The sequence below is a fragment of the Alterirhizorhabdus solaris genome (assembly GCF_007785815.1).
In the GTDB taxonomy this organism is placed as follows: Bacteria; Pseudomonadota; Alphaproteobacteria; order Sphingomonadales; family Sphingomonadaceae; genus Alterirhizorhabdus; species Alterirhizorhabdus solaris.
On sequence record NZ_VNIM01000103.1, the window covers coordinates 1 to 13,910 of the forward strand.

The window sequence follows — 13,910 nt, forward strand, 5'->3', positions numbered from 1 at the left end:
TTACACCAATTTACTATTATTTATTTTTTTTTTAAGAGTAGGGGCACCCACAGAAACCAACAGGAAGGGAGTCGTCGGCAGCGTCAGTGGTTAAAAAGAGACGGCGCCCAGTTCGGTGCGCGCCAGCCGCTCCAGCCGTTCCAGCGAGCGGCCCTGCCATTCGCGCTCCGCCTCGGACAGTCGCTCCAGCCGTGCCGCGATCGGCCCGGCGATCGCGCCCGAGATGACGACGCCGTACAGCGTCGTCAGCATCGCCAGCGCCATCGACGGGCCGATGCGCGCGGCGTCGTCCATCTGCGAGAACATGCCGATCAGCCCGATGATCGTGCCGATCATGCCCATCGCCGGGCCGGCATCGGCCGCCGCGCGCCAGAAACCGGCGGCGGCATCATGGCGGGATCGGCGGCCGTCCATCTCGTCGCGTGCCCAGTCGGCGAAACCGTCGGCGCTGGTCGCATCGGAGAGGTGGAAGGCGGCGCGTTTCAGGAAGCGCCCGGCGGTATCGACGCGATCGACGCAGGCGATGCCGCGCACGTGCGCCAACGCCTCGATCGCGTTCACCGCGCGCACGGCGGCGGTGGCATCGGCCTGCGGGTCGGCGCGGAACAGCGGGCCGAGGGCGGCGAACGCGCGCGCCACGTCATCCCGGGTCGAACGCACGACTGCGACGGCAAAGGCGCCGCCAACCACGATCGCCAGCGACAGCGGATCGATGAAGTGCGCGATCTGGCCGATGCCGTCCATGCTTCCCCCTTGTTCGGCGCGATGCGCCCGCCGGCAACCGGCAGGCGCTTGCCGCACCCGGCAAAACCTTGCCGGCTGGTCCCGGCAACACCGACGGCATCCCTGTAAATCCGCGACGATCAGCAACTGGCACGGCCTTTGCGGAACCGCTGCTGACATGACGACGGGCGCTGCCAAGCCAAGGAACGGCAGCACCGGCGCAACCTTAAGGGGAAAGTTAGGATGGCAGGCGTGGGCGATCAGCTCTTCGGCATGCATGGCAATGCCCTGGCGCTGCGCAGCCAGCGGCTGGCCCTGCTCGCCTCCAACATCGCGAACGCGGCGACCCCCGGCTACAAGGCGCGCGACATCGATTTCGGCAAGGCGCTCGCCGCCGCGTCCGATGGCGCCAGCGTGGACAAGGCCGCCGGCGATGCGCTGGGCTACCGCGTACCGCTGGAGCCCTCGCTCGACGGCAACACCGTGGAGCTTTCCACCGAGCAGACGATCTTCGCCGAGAACGCCGTGCAGTATCGCACCACGCTCTCCTTTCTCGAAGGGCGGATCAACACCGTCATGCAGGCGCTGAAGGGAGAATAAGCATCATGGCAGGTCCGATGTCCGTCTTCGATATCGCCGGGCGCGCCATGTCGGCGCAGCTCGTGCGGCTGAACACCACCGCCTCCAACCTCGCCAACGCCGGCGCCGTTTCCGGCAGCGAGGCGGGCGCCTTCCGCTCGATGAAGCCGGTGTTCATGCCCGTCACCGATGCCCCCGGCGTCGCCACCGTGAAGGTGAGCCGCATCGATACCAGCCAGGTCGCGCCCACCAAGCGGCACGACCCGGCCCATCCGCTCGCCGACAAGGACGGCAACGTGTGGGAGGCCAGCGTCGATAGCGCCGCCGAGATGGTCGAGATGGTCGAGACCGCCCGCCAGTATCAGAACAACGTCCAGGTTCTGCAGACCGCGAAATCGCTCACTCTGGACACGCTGAGGCTCGGCAAATGACCACCGTCACCAACAACACCGCCACGCTGGCGCTCGCCACCACCACCGCCGCGAAGACCGCGACCGCCGCGAAAAGCGGCACGCTGGACCAGAGCTCGTTCCTGAAGCTGATGACCACCCAGTTGAAGACGCAGGATCCGTTCGATCCGGTCGACAACACCCAGATGGTCGCGCAGATGGCGCAATTCTCGTCCGTCGCCGGCATTTCGGAGATGAACACCAGCCTGAAGACGATCGCCAGCGACATCGCCGGATCGCGCGTGGGCGATGCCGCCTCGTGGATCGGCCGGTCGGCGCTCGTCGATTCCACCACCGCCACGCCGCTGTCCGACGGCACCTATGCCGGCGAGGTGACGCTGGCCAAGGATGCCACCAACGTCGGCATCAGCCTCGTTTCCGAGGATGGCGCGGTCGTGAAGGAGTTCGCGCTGGGCAAGCAGCCCGCCGGCCCCGTCTCCTTCGCGGGGGACGGCAGGGCGGCGGACGGCACCAGCGCCAGCGGCCCGCTCAAGGTGGTCGTCACCGCCGCCGCCGCGGACGGGCGCGTCACCAGCACCACCGCCACATGGGCCGGCATTTCCGCCGTGCAGTCTCCCGCCGGCGGCACCACCACCAAGCTCGTCACCTCCCTCGGCCTCATCTCCCCCACCGACGCCCAGCGCCTCGGCTGATCCCTTCAGGAGTTCGCTTCCATGTCCTTCTACACCTCGCTTTCCGGCCTGAAGGCCGCGCAGACCGATCTCTCGGTCATCTCGAACAACGTCGCCAACGTCAGCTCGAACGGCTTCAAGAAGAGCCGGGCCGACTTCGGCGATCTCGTGTCCAACTCGTCGCTGCAGGCGGCCAGCGTCGCAGGGCAAGGCGCGCGGCTGAAGTCGATCACCCAGCAGTTCACGCAGGGCAGCGGCATGGCCGCTTCGGAGCGGGCGCTCGATCTGGCGATCAGCGGCCAGGGCTTCTTCGTGACGAGCAGCGACCAGACCGGCGGCGGCGTGGCGTTCACCCGCAACGGCGCGTTCGGCGTCGACAACGACCGCTACGTCACGGACTCGCGCGGCAACTATCTGCAGGTGATGCCGGTCGATACCTCGGGCGGCGTCACCGCCACCGGCCTTGCCGCCGCGAAAAGCCTGCAGGTGCCGCTCACCTCGGGCGACGCCAAGCCGACGAGCCGGCTGGACATCAAGCTGAACCTGCCCGCCGCCGCCGACCTGCCGGCCAACCGCGCCGTCTATCAGGCGCCCGCCACCTATGCGTTCGATCGCTACGATCCGAATAGCTACAACTATTCCGCGCAGACCACGGTGTACGATGCGGACGGCAACGGCCAGCCCGCGACGATCTACTACACCCGCACCGCCGCCCCCACCGCCAGCAGCACCGACAGCACGTGGGAAGCGCGCATGTTCGTAGGCAACGCCGAGGCCAGCTCCACCAAGAACGCCGACGGCACCGGCACGTCGCCGGCCGTGCCGCTCTCGCTCACCTTCGACGACAAGGGCGTCATCAAGTCGCCGGTCGGCGACGTGAGCTTCGGCGCCGCGCTGCCGTCCGGTGCCGCCGCGCCGATTTCGCTCACGCTGAACTACGGCACCGCCTCCACGCAGGCGGCCGGCACCTTCAAGGTCGCCTCGCTCACGCAGGACGGCGTCGAGGCCGGAACGCTGAGCAACGTGTCGGTGGGGAATGACGGGCTGGTGAGCGCCAGCTATTCCAACGGCACCACGCAGAAGCTGGGCAAGGTGATGATCGCCAATTTCTCCAATCCCTCGGGCCTGCGCCAGATGGGCGATGCGACCTGGGGCGCGAGCGGCGATTCCGGCCCGCCGGTGGTGGGCGAGGCCTCGTCCAACGGCAACGGCCAGATCCAGTCCGGCGCGCTGGAACTGTCGAACGTGGACATCACCGACGAACTCGTCGCGCTGATCGCCGCGCAGCGCAACTTCCAGGCGAACGCCAAGGCGATCGAGACGGCCAACACGCTGACCCAGACGATCATCCAGACCAACTGATCCTGACCGACCGAACACGGGAGCCTGAATCATGGACCGGCTGATCCACACGGCATTGTCCGCCATGCGCGGCGCGATGGCGCGGCAGACGACGACGGCGAACAACCTCGCCAACGCCAACACCGCCGGCTTCCGCGCCGAACTGGCGAGCGTGCGGCCGCTGTGGATCACCGGCGAGGGCTTCGGCTCCCGCGCGCCCTCCTCGGAGGAGGTCACCTCCGCCGACATGAGCGCCGGTGCCGTCACCGCCACCGGGCGCGATCTGGACGTGGCGATCGACGGCGACGCACTGCTCGGCGTGCAGGGCGACGACGGCGAGGAGGCCTATACCCGGCGCGGCGACCTCGCCGTCTCGGACAGCGGCCTGCTCACCACCGGCGACGGGCACCCGGTGCTGGGCGAGGGCGGACCGATCACGCTGCCGCCCTACGACAAGCTGAACATCGCCGCCGATGGATCGATCTTCATCGTGCCGCAGGGGGCGGATGCCGCCGCCGAGCCGCAGCTGGTGGACCGGCTGAAGCTGGCCAGCCCGACCGGCACGCAGATCGCCAAATCGCTCGACGGGCTGTTCCGGGTGAAGGGCGGCGGCGCGCTGCCGGCCGATCCCGACGCCAAGGTGACGGCGGGCAGCATCGAGGGATCGAACGTCAACACCAGTACCGCGCTGGTCGACATGATCGACGCCAGCCGCTCGTGGGACACGCAGGTGCGGCTGCTCACCACCGCCAAGGAACTGGACACCGCCTCGGCCGACCTGATGCGGCTGCCGGATTGATGACGCCCTGCCTCCAGCCCAAACGCGGGGGTCAAACTGGCACGCGCCTTGCTGTGATGACCGCAACCATAGCCGAAAGCTGATCCGTCATGACCAACGCCGCCCTCCACGTCGCCCGCACCGGCCTCGATGCCCAGAACGAGCGGATGCGCGTGATCGCGAACAACCTCGCGAACGTGAACACCACCGGCTTCAAGCGCGACCGCGCCAGTTTCGAGACGCTCGCCTATCAGTCGATGACCGCGCCGGGCGCGCCTTCCAACGGGGACAACAAGTTCGCCACCGGCCTGTCGCTCGGCTCCGGCGTGAAGATCGCCTCGACCGAGCGGATCGACACGCAGGGCACGTTGCAGACGACCGAGAACGCGCTGGACATCGCGATCGAGGGCAACGGCTTCTTCCAGGTGCAGATGCCGGATGGTTCGACCGGCTACACCCGCGCCGGCAACTTTTCGCTGACGGCGGACGGCACGGTGGTGACGAGCGACGGCAAGCCGCTGATCCCGCAGATCCAGGTGCCGGAAGGCGCCACCAAGATCACCATCGGCAGCGACGGCACGGTTTCCGCCACGCTCACCGGCGCCAGCGAGGCGACCGAGCTGGGCAAGATCGAGACGGCGCGCTTCGCCAACCCCGCCGGGCTGGAGGCGCTGGGCGACAACATCCTGAAGGAAACCGGCGCCAGCGGCGCGGCGCAGGTGGGCACCGCCGGCCTCGATGGCCGCGGTTCGCTGCGGCAGGGATCGCTGGAGGGATCGAACGTCAACGTCGTCGAGGAACTCGTCGACATGATCGAGACGCAGCGCGCCTACGAGGTCAATTCCAAGATGATCAAGGCGACCGACGAGATGCTGCAATACGTCAACCAGCAGATGTGAGGCAGGCGGTGATGCGGAACGATACCCTGCGCGTCGCGGTCGCCATCGCCATGGCCGGCGTCGTCGTGCTGTCGCTCAACGCCACCTCGGCGCAGGCCCGCAAGCGCGAGCCGAAGCCCGATTTCACGCCGGCCTATGCGGAGCCGCCGCAGCCGGTGATCGCCGACGGCGCGATCTTCCACGCCGCCAACGGCTATGCCCCGCTCACCAGCGGCCAGCGCGCCGCCTCGGTGGGCGACGTGCTGACGATCCTGCTGGTGGAGCGCACGCAGGCGAGCAAGACCTCGACCGCATCGACCGCGCGAAACGGCAGCTTCGGCCTCACCCCGCCCAGCACCGGCCCGCTCTCGCTGTTCGATCCCAGCGATATCGGTGTCAGCGGCGGCGGCAAGTTCGACGGCAAGGGCGTGGCCGGCCAGTCGAACAACCTGTCGGGCGAGATCAGCGTGACGGTGCAGGCGGTGTACCCCAACGGCACGATGCTGGTGCGCGGGCAGAAGCTGCTGACGCTGAACCGGGGCGACGAGAACATCCAGCTTTCCGGCCTCGTCCGCGCCGCCGACATCAGCCCGGACAACCGCGTGCTGTCCACCCGGGTCGCCGATGCGCGCATCGCCTATGCCGGCAAGGGCGATATAGCGCGCGCCAGCAAGCCCGGCTGGCTGAGCCACTTCTTCTCCATCCTCAGCCCGTTCTAGGAGCCGCGATGCGTCGCCTTACCCTCATCGCGTCCGCGCTCCTCGGTCTGTTCAGCGCGCTGCCGGCGCATGCCGAGCGGATCAAGGATCTCGGCACCTTTCAGGGGGTCCGGTCGAACCAGCTCACCGGCTACGGCCTCGTCATCGGCCTTTCGGGCACGGGCGACGACAGCCTCGATTACGCCACGCTGGGCATGAAGGGCGTCATCTCGCGATTCGGGCTGAACCTGCCGGCCGGGGTCAACCCCGCGCTGAAGAACGCCGCCGCCGTGATGGTGACGGCCGACCTGCCCGCCTTCGCCAAGCCGGGGCAGAAGCTGGACATCACCGTCTCCGCGCTCGGCAAGGCAAAATCCCTGCGCGGCGGCACGCTGCTGATGATGCCGCTGAACGGCGCGGACGGGCAGATCTACGCGATGGCGCAGGGCAACCTGGCGGTCGGAGGCCTCGGCATCGATGCGGCGGACGGATCGAAGCTGACCGTCAACATCCCCACCTCCGGCCGCATCCCCGGCGGCGCCACGGTGGAGCGTGCGGTGGAGGCCGGCTTCGCCTCCACCCCCACGCTGCTGTTCAATCTGGCCGAGGCCGACCTCACCACCATCAGCCGTGTCGCCAACGCGATCAACCTGGCGGTGGGCGGCGGCCGCGCGCACGTGGTGGATGCCGTGTCGGTGGCGATCACCGCGCCGCAGGGCGCCGAGGCGCGCACGCTGCTGATGGGCCAGATCGAGAATCTGCCGGTCGATCCGGCCGATGCGCCCGCCCGCGTGATCGTGAACGCGCGCACCGGCACTGTCGTCATCAACGGCGCGGTGCGGATCGCGCCCGCCGCCGTCAGCCACGGCAAGCTGACCGTGAAGGTGGACGAGAAGCCCACCATCGTCCAGCCCGCCCCCTTCTCGCGCGGGCGCACGGCGGTGGAGCCGAACAGCAACATCGCCGTGGAGGAGGAGCGCCGGCCGATGTTCAACTTCCACCCCGGCGCCAGCCTGGCCGACATCGTGAAGGCGGTGAACGCGATCGGCGCCTCGCCGGCCGATCTCGTCGCCATCCTCGAAGCCCTCAAGCAGGCCGGCGCGATGAAGGCCGATCTGGTGATCCTGTGACCGGGCCGGCTTCCGGGCCGCGCCCGATCGCGGGCGCCGCTGCCAAGCCGGCGCAGACGGCCGAGCGCGCGAAGATGCAGACGGTGGCCAAGCAGTTCGAGGCGGTGTTCGCGCGGCAGATGATCGGATCGATGCGGCAGGCCGATCTGGCCGAGGGCGTGTTCGATTCCAGCGCCACCGGGCAATTCCGCGACATGGCCGATTCCCGCACGGCGGACAGCATGGCCGATGCCGGCGGCCTCGGCATCGCGCAGATGCTGATGCGGCAATATGATGCCGGCCATGCCGCGCAGGCCAAAATCGCACCGCCGGCTAAAGCGGTAACCGGTCCTGCCGTAGACTCGAGCGAATGAGCGACCTTCTCAGCATCGGCGCCTCGGGCGTATCGGCCTATCGATCGGCCCTCTCGGTGATCGGCGACAATGTCGCCAACGCCGAAACCGACGGCTATTCGCGCCGCAGCGTCACGCTGAAGCAATCCACCGGCTCGTTCGGCAGCGATCCGCTCTCCACCAACCGGGTGACCTCCGGCGGCGTCACGCAAGGGCAGGTGGTGCGCGCATGGGATGATTTCCGCGCCAGCGAATCGCGCGTCAGCCAGGCCGACGCCGGCCGCGCCGATACCCGCCTGCGCTGGCTCTCCAACGTGGAGACGGCGATCGACGACGGCGACACCGGCGCGGGCGTGGCCCTCACCGCTTTCTACACCAGCGGCCAGACGCTTTCGGCCAATCCCAATGGCACCGCACCGCGCCAGGGCTTCCTGAGCACGCTCGGCGAGGCGGCGACGACGATCCGCACCAGCGCCGATGCGTTGGCCCGCGCGGGCCAGGGCGTGAAGGCGGAAGCCTCGGCGATGGTCGAGGCGCTGAACGGCAACATGGATTCGCTGGCGCAGATCAACAACGCGCTGAAGCGCGCCGCCCCCGGTTCCGCCGCCGCCACCAGCCTGTCCGACACACGGGACCAGTTGCTCGACGACATTTCCAAGCAGGTCGGCATCGACGTGTCGCTCGACGCGCACGGCGCCGCCACGGTGAAGCTGGCCGGGTCGAGCGACCTGACGCTGGTGGACGGCAACGTCGCCGCCAGTTTCGAGCTGCGCACCGCCACCGACGGGCGGCTCTCGCTGGAATCGACGACCCGCGGCGAGCTGAAGATCGCATCGCCTTCCGGCGGCGCGCTGGCCGGGCTGGTCGACGTGGCCGCCACCATCGCCGGCCGCCGTGCCGATCTCGATTCGATCGCGAGCGATTTCGCCAAGCAGGTGAACGACTGGCAGGCCGCCGGGCGCACTCCCGCCGGTACGCCCGGCGCGGCATTGTTGACCGCGACCGGCGGGGCCGCCGGGCTGCGGCTGACGACGGAGGATCCCGCCGCGATCGCCGCCGCCTCCACCGACGGCACCAGCAACGGCAACCTCGCCCAGCTGCAGTCGCAGCGCGAGAACGGGGCGGAGAACCGCCTCGCCGCGATCGTGACGCAGCATGCGCTGTCGGTATCTGCGGCCAAGGCCGAATCCGCCGCCGCCACGACCCGGCGGGACAACGCCTTCGCCGCGCGCGACGAGGTGGGCGGCGTCGACCTCGACCGTGAGGCGGCCGAGCTACTGCGCTACCAGCAGGCCTATTCCGGCTCGGCCAAGCTGATCCAGATCGCCCGCGAGACGCTCCAGTCCGTGCTGAACCTGTTCTGAGGAGTCCGCCATGATCGGAGCCACCCGCTTCCGCGTCACCGCCGAGATCAACCGCCAGAGCCGGTTGGCCAGCGATATCTCGCGCGCGCAGACCGACATCTCCAGCGAGAAACGGCTGCAGACCGCCTCCGACGACCCGAGCGCCTCGGCGCGCGTCGGCGACATCCGCCGCAAGCAGGCGAACGAGGCGGCCTGGGCGGCCAACGCCGATACCGCCGCCGCCGTGGCGAACACCGCCGACTCCTCGCTCAAGCTGGTGTCCACCGGCCTCGATCGCGCGCGCGAGCTGATGATCGCGGGCAGCTCGGCCACCGCCAGCGCGGCCGATCGTGCCTCCTACGCCACCGAACTGCGCGGCATCGTCGCCGATTTCGAGAGCTATTCGAAGCAGACGGACTCGCGCGGAATCGCCATCTTCCCCGAGGATATGCCGATCGCCATCCCGATCGGGCGCGGCATCTCGCTGTCGGCCACCACCACGAAGGCGGAGGCGTTCGGCAACGTGCCCACCGCCAACGGCCCGACCGACCTCGCCACCATCCTGAACGCCGCCGCCGCCGCGATCGAGATGCCGGATGGTGCCGCCCGCACCGCCGCGGTCAACGCCTCGGTGACGGACATCGCCTCGGCCACCAGCCATGTCGCCGACGTCCATGCCGGGCAGGGCCTGCGCGCCGCGCAGTTCGATGCCGCAAGCACGCGGCTGGCCGACAGCAAGGTGACGCTGCAGGAGGAACGCGATTCGCTGGAGGGGACCGACATCCCCGCGACCGTCGCCCGCCTCCAGTCGAAGCTGGTGACGCTGGAGGCGGCACAGGCCGCCTTCGCCCGGATCAGCAAGCAGACGCTGTTCGACCTGCTGGGCTGACCCCAGCCCCGTAACCGCCCCGCCGCCGCCCCATTATGCCGGCGTTGCGGACACGCTGCGCCATCGGCACCGTCGCTCGCGTCGGGGAATACCCGTCCGCGCCCGAAAAACCGGCGGCGGCACGGGCGCGCAGGGTGCCCGCCGCCGGCTTAATTCCCCGGCAGGCATAAATCCTTAGCCCCCCCGCCGTTACCCTTAACGGGCGGACACCACGGACCAAGTGACGGTGCCGCCCACTGACCAAAAGGGGTGTTCGATGTTTGCTGCGATCGGTCTCGTCGTGCTGCTTGCCATGGTGTTCGGCGGCTTCGCCATCACCGGCGGCGATCTGGAGCCGGTGCTGCACGCCGTGCCGCACGAGATGCTCATCATCGGTGGGGCCGCCATCGGCGCGGTGATCGCCGGCAACTCGATGAAGGAGATCAAGCAGTTCGGCGGCGGCTTCGCCAAGGTGTTCAAGGGGCCGGCGTACAAGAAGCAGGATTTCCTCGACGTCATCTTCCTCGTCAGCTCGCTGATGAAGATGCTGCGGACCGATGGCCCGGTGGCACTGGAGGCGCATGTCGAGGACCCCAAGTCGTCCAGCATCTTCGCCGAATATCCGCGCCTGCTGAAGGACAGCACGCTCGTCCACCTCATCACCGATACGCTGCGGCTGGTCGTCGTCTCGTCCGGCACGCTCGACCCGATGGCGGTGGAGGACGTGATGGACAACGCGATCAAGACCCACCACCACGATGCCATCCGCCCCGCCGACATGCTGCAGAACATGGCGGATTCGCTGCCCGCCCTCGGCATCGTCGCGGCCGTGCTGGGCGTGGTGAAGACGATGGGCTCGATCGACAAGCCGCCGGCCATCCTGGGCGGCATGATCGGCTCGGCGCTGGTCGGCACCTTCCTCGGCATCCTGCTCGCCTACGGCATCTTCGGGCCGTTCGCCGGCCGCTGCAAGCAGGTGATCGAGAGCGACGCGGCGATCTATCACGTCGTCAAGCAGATCATCATCGCCAGCCTGAACGGCCACCCGCTGCCGCTGGTGATCGAGGCCGCCCGCTCCGGCATCACCCACTCGAACCAGCCGGCCTTCGCCGACGTGTTCGACGGCATGCGCAGCCGCTGATCCGATGGCAAGCAAGGCGGCCACCCCGGCCAAAAGGGGCAAGAACGAGCCCGAGATCCGCCCGATCATCGTCAAGAAGATCATTGCGGAAGGGCATGGCGGCCACCACGGCGGCGCCTGGAAGGTGGCCTATGCCGATTTCGTGACGGCGATGATGGCCTTCTTCCTGCTGATGTGGATCCTGGGCGCCACCGACGAAAAGCAGCGCAAGGGCATCGCCGACTATTTCACCCCGACGCTGGTGGAGATGCGGCAGAAGAGCGCCGGATCGAACGGCCCGTTCGGCGGTGACTCGCTGATGGCCAAGGAAAACTATCCGCACAAGGCGGCGCAGACCGGCACCAAGAGCATCACCATTCCCAAGGACGCCACCGGCGGGGAGAAGGGAAGGGAAAGCATGAGGCAGAACGACCGCGCCCGCTTCACCGCGATCAAGAAGAAGCTGGTCCAGGCGATGAAGAAGGACAAGGGGCTGGCGAAACTGCTCAAGAACGTGCGCTTCACCGATACGCGGGAAGGGCTGCGGATCGATCTGGTCGACCAGTCCGATTTCGCGATGTTCGGGGTGGGCGGCACCGGCCTGCTGCCCGATGCGCGGCGGCTGATGGGCGAGGTGGCCAAGGTGATCGCCGCCGTGCCCAACGACGTGATCGTGCGCGGCCACACCGATGCGCTGCCTTATGCCGCCGGCCGGTCGACCAACAACTGGTCGCTGTCGAGCAACCGCGCGGAGGCGACGCGCGCCGCGCTGGCGGCGGCGGGCGTGCCGGCCACCCGCTTCGCCCGGATCGAGGGCGTCGCCGACCGCGAGCCGTTCATCCCCGGCGACATCTACGACCCGCGCAACCGCCGCATGTCGATCACGCTCAAGTGGAGCGGGCCGGACGGTGGCGAGGGCGAGGGCGCCGACAAGGGTGCGGGCGCCGCCGCCCCCGCCGACGTCGCGCCCTTCGCACGGCAGGCGACGCCGGCGCATTGAGGGGGCGGACGGCGGCGGCTGTTTCCTCGACCCGCTCGTCCTGAGAGGCCGCGAGCTCTTGGCCTCCGCCATGACCTTCGCCGGCATCCGGGTTGATCCCGCCGAGCGCCCTTGTGTCGAGCGAAGTCGAGACACGGAGCGTCACGCGCGTGGCCCGCCCCTCGACTTCGCTCGGGGCATGGAGCTAGGAATCGAACTCTCGGTCAGTCTCTGAGCCTGGAAAACCGACTGTCCGCTCATCCTGAGGAAGGACTGAGCTTGGCGAAGGCCCGTCTTGAAGAACGCATCCGCCACCCTCCTTCGAGACGCCATTTCGGCAACCTCAACGGCTGCTCAAGATAAGCGGGTCGGTATCGATCCCGGCCCCCGAAGGCACGATTACGAGCCGGCGGCACCCGGCAGCCCGCCACTCGTTCGGGTGCCATGGACACGGACAATCAGGGCGCCCATGCGGCGGTGATCGGGGCGGGCGGCGGGATCGGCGGGGCGCTGGTCGCGGCGCTGGCGGCGGATGATCGCTTCGTCCGCGTTCACGCACTCTCACGCAATCCCGCGCCGTCATCCGGCCGGATCGCTGCCGGCATGATCGATGTGACCGACGAGGCGAGCATCGCCGCCGCCGCCGGGCGGATCACCGAACCGCTCGATCTGGTCATCATCGCCACCGGCACGCTGCACACCGAGGGCGCCGCGCCCGAACGCGCGCTGCGCGAGCTGGAGGCGGCGACGATGGCGCGGCAGTTCGCGGTGAACACGATCGGGCCGGCGCTGGCGCTCAAGCATTTCACCCCGCTGCTCCATCGCGGGGAGCGGTCCGCCATCGCCGCGCTGTCGGCCCGCGTGGGCAGCATCTCGGACAATCGCACCGGCGGCTGGCACAGCTATCGCGCCTCCAAGGCGGCGCTCAACATGATCGTGAGATGCGCCGCGATCGAACTGGGGTGGAGCAGGCCGCAGGCGATATGCGTGGCGCTGCACCCCGGCACCGTCGATACCGCGCTCAGCCGCCCGTTTCAGGCGCGCGTGCCGGCCGAACGCTTGTTCGACGCCGCCCGCGCCGCCCGTCAGTTGCTCGACGTGATCGACGGGCTGACGGTGCAGCAGAGCGGCCGGATCTTCGCGTGGGACGGGCAGGAGATCGTGCCCTGACGTCCCCTTACTCCCGCGCCGCGCGCAGCGCCGCCCCGGCCGCGAAAGGCGCACCCGCCACCAGCAGCAGCGAGGCGGCGGCCAGCAGCTTTAGCGCCCCCGCCCCCTGATCGCCGAGCGCGCCCGCGCCGAAGATCAGGATCGGCACCGCCAGCGGCAGCATCACCAGACCGGCCAGCGCGCCCGCCCCGCGCAGCCCGAGCGTCAGCGCGCTCGTGCCAAGCGCGAGCGCGGCGAGGCCCGGCGTGCCGAGCGCCAGCCCGGCCTCAAGCCGCAGCAGCGTGGCGCCGTCCAGCTTCAGCAGCCCCGCCGCCGGGATCGCCGCCAGCATCAGCGGCGGCCCGAAGCCGAGCCAGTGCGCGAGCAGCTTGGCGCCCGCCACCGCCTCCTCGGCGATGCCGCGTACCGCCAGCTGATCGAGCACGCCCGCCCCGGCATCGGGGGCGATCAGCCGGTCGACCGGCAACAACGCCGCCAGCAGCGCCGCCATCCACAGCGCACCGCCGCCCGCCTTTGCGAGCAGCGCCGCATCGGGGCCGATCGCGAACGGGAACAGCGTCGCCACCAGCAGGAAGAAGATCAGCGGCAGCAGCGCGCCGCCGCCCGATCCGCCGCCGGCATAGGCATGGCGCAGGTCGCGCCACAGGATCTGGCCCAATAGTCTCATGCCAGCACCACCGATGCGGCATCGCCAAGCCCCAGCGGCTGATGCGTCGCCGCCAGGATGATGCCGCCGCCCGCCCGGTGCCGCGCCATCGCGGTTGCCAGCAGATCGAGCGAGGCGGTGTCGAGACCGTTGCCCGGCTCGTCGAGCAGCCACACCCCCGCCCCGCCCGCGATCACCCGCGCCAGCGTGGCGCGGGTGATCGCGGGCGGGGCGGGGGTGTGGC

Annotated in this window: 17 protein-coding genes; 14 read left to right on the plus strand and 3 right to left on the minus strand. The window is 69.4% G+C overall.

Features of this window, described 5'->3' with window-relative positions; genetic code table 11:
* Positions 1–90: 90 nt before the first annotated feature.
* Positions 91–744: a motility protein A gene (locus FOY91_RS17930; protein ID WP_145154870.1), complete on the minus strand. Its 654-nt coding sequence runs from the start codon at positions 742–744 to the stop codon at positions 91–93.
* A 222-nt stretch (positions 745–966) separates the two neighbouring features.
* Between FOY91_RS17930 and flgB the strand changes: the two genes are divergently transcribed.
* From flgB to FOY91_RS18000, 14 genes are all read left to right on the plus strand, one after another.
* A complete protein-coding gene (gene flgB / locus FOY91_RS17935; RefSeq protein WP_145154872.1) occupies positions 967–1,323 on the plus strand; it encodes a flagellar basal body rod protein FlgB in 357 nt (118 codons plus the stop codon).
* A gap of 5 nt (positions 1,324–1,328) precedes the next feature.
* Positions 1,329–1,733, plus strand: coding sequence for a flagellar basal body rod protein FlgC (gene flgC, locus FOY91_RS17940; RefSeq protein ID WP_238995782.1), 405 nt, complete (start codon positions 1,329–1,331; stop codon positions 1,731–1,733).
* Positions 1,730–2,404, plus strand: a complete 675-nt coding sequence (locus FOY91_RS17945) for a flagellar hook assembly protein FlgD (RefSeq protein WP_145154874.1) — start codon at positions 1,730–1,732, stop codon at positions 2,402–2,404. The genes flgC and FOY91_RS17945 overlap by 4 nt, the downstream gene beginning before the upstream one ends.
* Positions 2,405–2,425: 21 nt before the next feature.
* Positions 2,426–3,745 (plus strand): flagellar hook protein FlgE, encoded by a 1,320-nt coding sequence (locus FOY91_RS17950; RefSeq protein ID WP_145154876.1) that lies wholly within the window; start codon positions 2,426–2,428, stop codon positions 3,743–3,745.
* 31 nt (positions 3,746–3,776) lie between these two features.
* The gene (gene flgF, locus FOY91_RS17955; RefSeq protein ID WP_145154878.1) at positions 3,777–4,523 is read left to right on the plus strand and encodes a flagellar basal-body rod protein FlgF; all 747 of its coding nucleotides are present in this window, start codon (positions 3,777–3,779) and stop codon (positions 4,521–4,523) included.
* 89 nt (positions 4,524–4,612) lie between these two features.
* Complete coding sequence (gene flgG, locus FOY91_RS17960) at positions 4,613–5,401, plus strand: flagellar basal-body rod protein FlgG (protein ID WP_145154880.1); 789 nt, start codon at positions 4,613–4,615, stop codon at positions 5,399–5,401.
* Between the two features lie 11 nt (positions 5,402–5,412).
* Positions 5,413–6,099 (plus strand): flagellar basal body L-ring protein FlgH, encoded by a 687-nt coding sequence (locus FOY91_RS17965; protein WP_238995783.1) that lies wholly within the window; start codon positions 5,413–5,415, stop codon positions 6,097–6,099.
* Positions 6,100–6,107: 8 nt separating this feature from the next.
* Positions 6,108–7,208: a flagellar basal body P-ring protein FlgI gene (locus FOY91_RS17970; protein ID WP_145154882.1), complete on the plus strand. Its 1,101-nt coding sequence runs from the start codon at positions 6,108–6,110 to the stop codon at positions 7,206–7,208.
* Positions 7,205–7,561 carry a rod-binding protein gene (locus FOY91_RS17975; protein ID WP_238995784.1) on the plus strand — a complete coding sequence of 119 codons (357 nt, stop codon included), beginning with the start codon at positions 7,205–7,207 and terminating at the stop codon, positions 7,559–7,561. Before FOY91_RS17970 ends, FOY91_RS17975 begins: the two co-directional genes overlap by 4 nt.
* Positions 7,558–8,904, plus strand: coding sequence for a flagellar hook-associated protein FlgK (gene flgK / locus FOY91_RS17980; protein WP_145154884.1), 1,347 nt, complete (start codon positions 7,558–7,560; stop codon positions 8,902–8,904). Before FOY91_RS17975 ends, flgK begins: the two co-directional genes overlap by 4 nt.
* Positions 8,905–8,914: 10 nt before the next feature.
* The gene (locus FOY91_RS17985; RefSeq protein ID WP_145154886.1) at positions 8,915–9,772 is read left to right on the plus strand and encodes a flagellin; all 858 of its coding nucleotides are present in this window, start codon (positions 8,915–8,917) and stop codon (positions 9,770–9,772) included.
* Between the two features lie 256 nt (positions 9,773–10,028).
* Positions 10,029–10,892, plus strand: a complete 864-nt coding sequence (gene motA, locus FOY91_RS17990) for a flagellar motor stator protein MotA (protein WP_145154888.1) — start codon at positions 10,029–10,031, stop codon at positions 10,890–10,892.
* 4 nt (positions 10,893–10,896) lie between these two features.
* Positions 10,897–11,871 (plus strand): flagellar motor protein MotB, encoded by a 975-nt coding sequence (locus FOY91_RS17995; RefSeq protein ID WP_145154890.1) that lies wholly within the window; start codon positions 10,897–10,899, stop codon positions 11,869–11,871.
* 423 nt (positions 11,872–12,294) lie between these two features.
* Positions 12,295–13,020 carry an SDR family NAD(P)-dependent oxidoreductase gene (locus FOY91_RS18000; protein ID WP_145154891.1) on the plus strand — a complete coding sequence of 242 codons (726 nt, stop codon included), beginning with the start codon at positions 12,295–12,297 and terminating at the stop codon, positions 13,018–13,020.
* Between the two features lie 7 nt (positions 13,021–13,027).
* Here the strand turns inward: FOY91_RS18000 and FOY91_RS18005 are convergent, their stop codons facing one another.
* Together FOY91_RS18005 and FOY91_RS18010 are read right to left on the minus strand one after the other, a co-directional pair.
* Positions 13,028–13,687: a heme exporter protein CcmB gene (locus FOY91_RS18005; protein ID WP_145154894.1), complete on the minus strand. Its 660-nt coding sequence runs from the start codon at positions 13,685–13,687 to the stop codon at positions 13,028–13,030.
* A partial coding sequence (locus FOY91_RS18010; RefSeq protein ID WP_420822893.1) for an ABC transporter ATP-binding protein occupies positions 13,684–13,910 on the minus strand: 227 nt, incomplete at its 5' end. The genes FOY91_RS18010 and FOY91_RS18005, both read right to left, overlap by 4 nt.

Excerpts from the sequence above, each read along its gene's own strand:
- motA (WP_145154888.1), top strand. The coding sequence starts at position 10,029 with ATGTTTGCTGCGATCGGTCTCGTCGTGCTGCTTGCCATGGTGTTCGGC.
- flgB (WP_145154872.1), top strand. The coding sequence starts at position 967 with ATGGCAGGCGTGGGCGATCAGCTCTTCGGCATGCATGGCAATGCCCTG.
- FOY91_RS17995 (WP_145154890.1), top strand. The coding sequence starts at position 10,897 with ATGGCAAGCAAGGCGGCCACCCCGGCCAAAAGGGGCAAGAACGAGCCC.
- flgF (WP_145154878.1), top strand. The coding sequence starts at position 3,777 with ATGGACCGGCTGATCCACACGGCATTGTCCGCCATGCGCGGCGCGATG.
- FOY91_RS17965 (WP_238995783.1), top strand. The coding sequence starts at position 5,413 with ATGCGGAACGATACCCTGCGCGTCGCGGTCGCCATCGCCATGGCCGGC.
- FOY91_RS17950 (WP_145154876.1), top strand. The coding sequence starts at position 2,426 with ATGTCCTTCTACACCTCGCTTTCCGGCCTGAAGGCCGCGCAGACCGAT.
- flgC (WP_238995782.1), top strand. The coding sequence starts at position 1,329 with ATGGCAGGTCCGATGTCCGTCTTCGATATCGCCGGGCGCGCCATGTCG.
- FOY91_RS17985 (WP_145154886.1), top strand. The coding sequence starts at position 8,915 with ATGATCGGAGCCACCCGCTTCCGCGTCACCGCCGAGATCAACCGCCAG.
- flgK (WP_145154884.1), top strand. The coding sequence starts at position 7,558 with ATGAGCGACCTTCTCAGCATCGGCGCCTCGGGCGTATCGGCCTATCGA.
- FOY91_RS17945 (WP_145154874.1), top strand. The coding sequence starts at position 1,730 with ATGACCACCGTCACCAACAACACCGCCACGCTGGCGCTCGCCACCACC.
- flgG (WP_145154880.1), top strand. The coding sequence starts at position 4,613 with ATGACCAACGCCGCCCTCCACGTCGCCCGCACCGGCCTCGATGCCCAG.
- FOY91_RS18000 (WP_145154891.1), top strand. The coding sequence starts at position 12,295 with ATGGACACGGACAATCAGGGCGCCCATGCGGCGGTGATCGGGGCGGGC.
- FOY91_RS18005 (WP_145154894.1), bottom strand. The coding sequence starts at position 13,687 with ATGAGACTATTGGGCCAGATCCTGTGGCGCGACCTGCGCCATGCCTAT.
- FOY91_RS17930 (WP_145154870.1), bottom strand. The coding sequence starts at position 744 with ATGGACGGCATCGGCCAGATCGCGCACTTCATCGATCCGCTGTCGCTG.
- FOY91_RS17970 (WP_145154882.1), top strand. The coding sequence starts at position 6,108 with ATGCGTCGCCTTACCCTCATCGCGTCCGCGCTCCTCGGTCTGTTCAGC.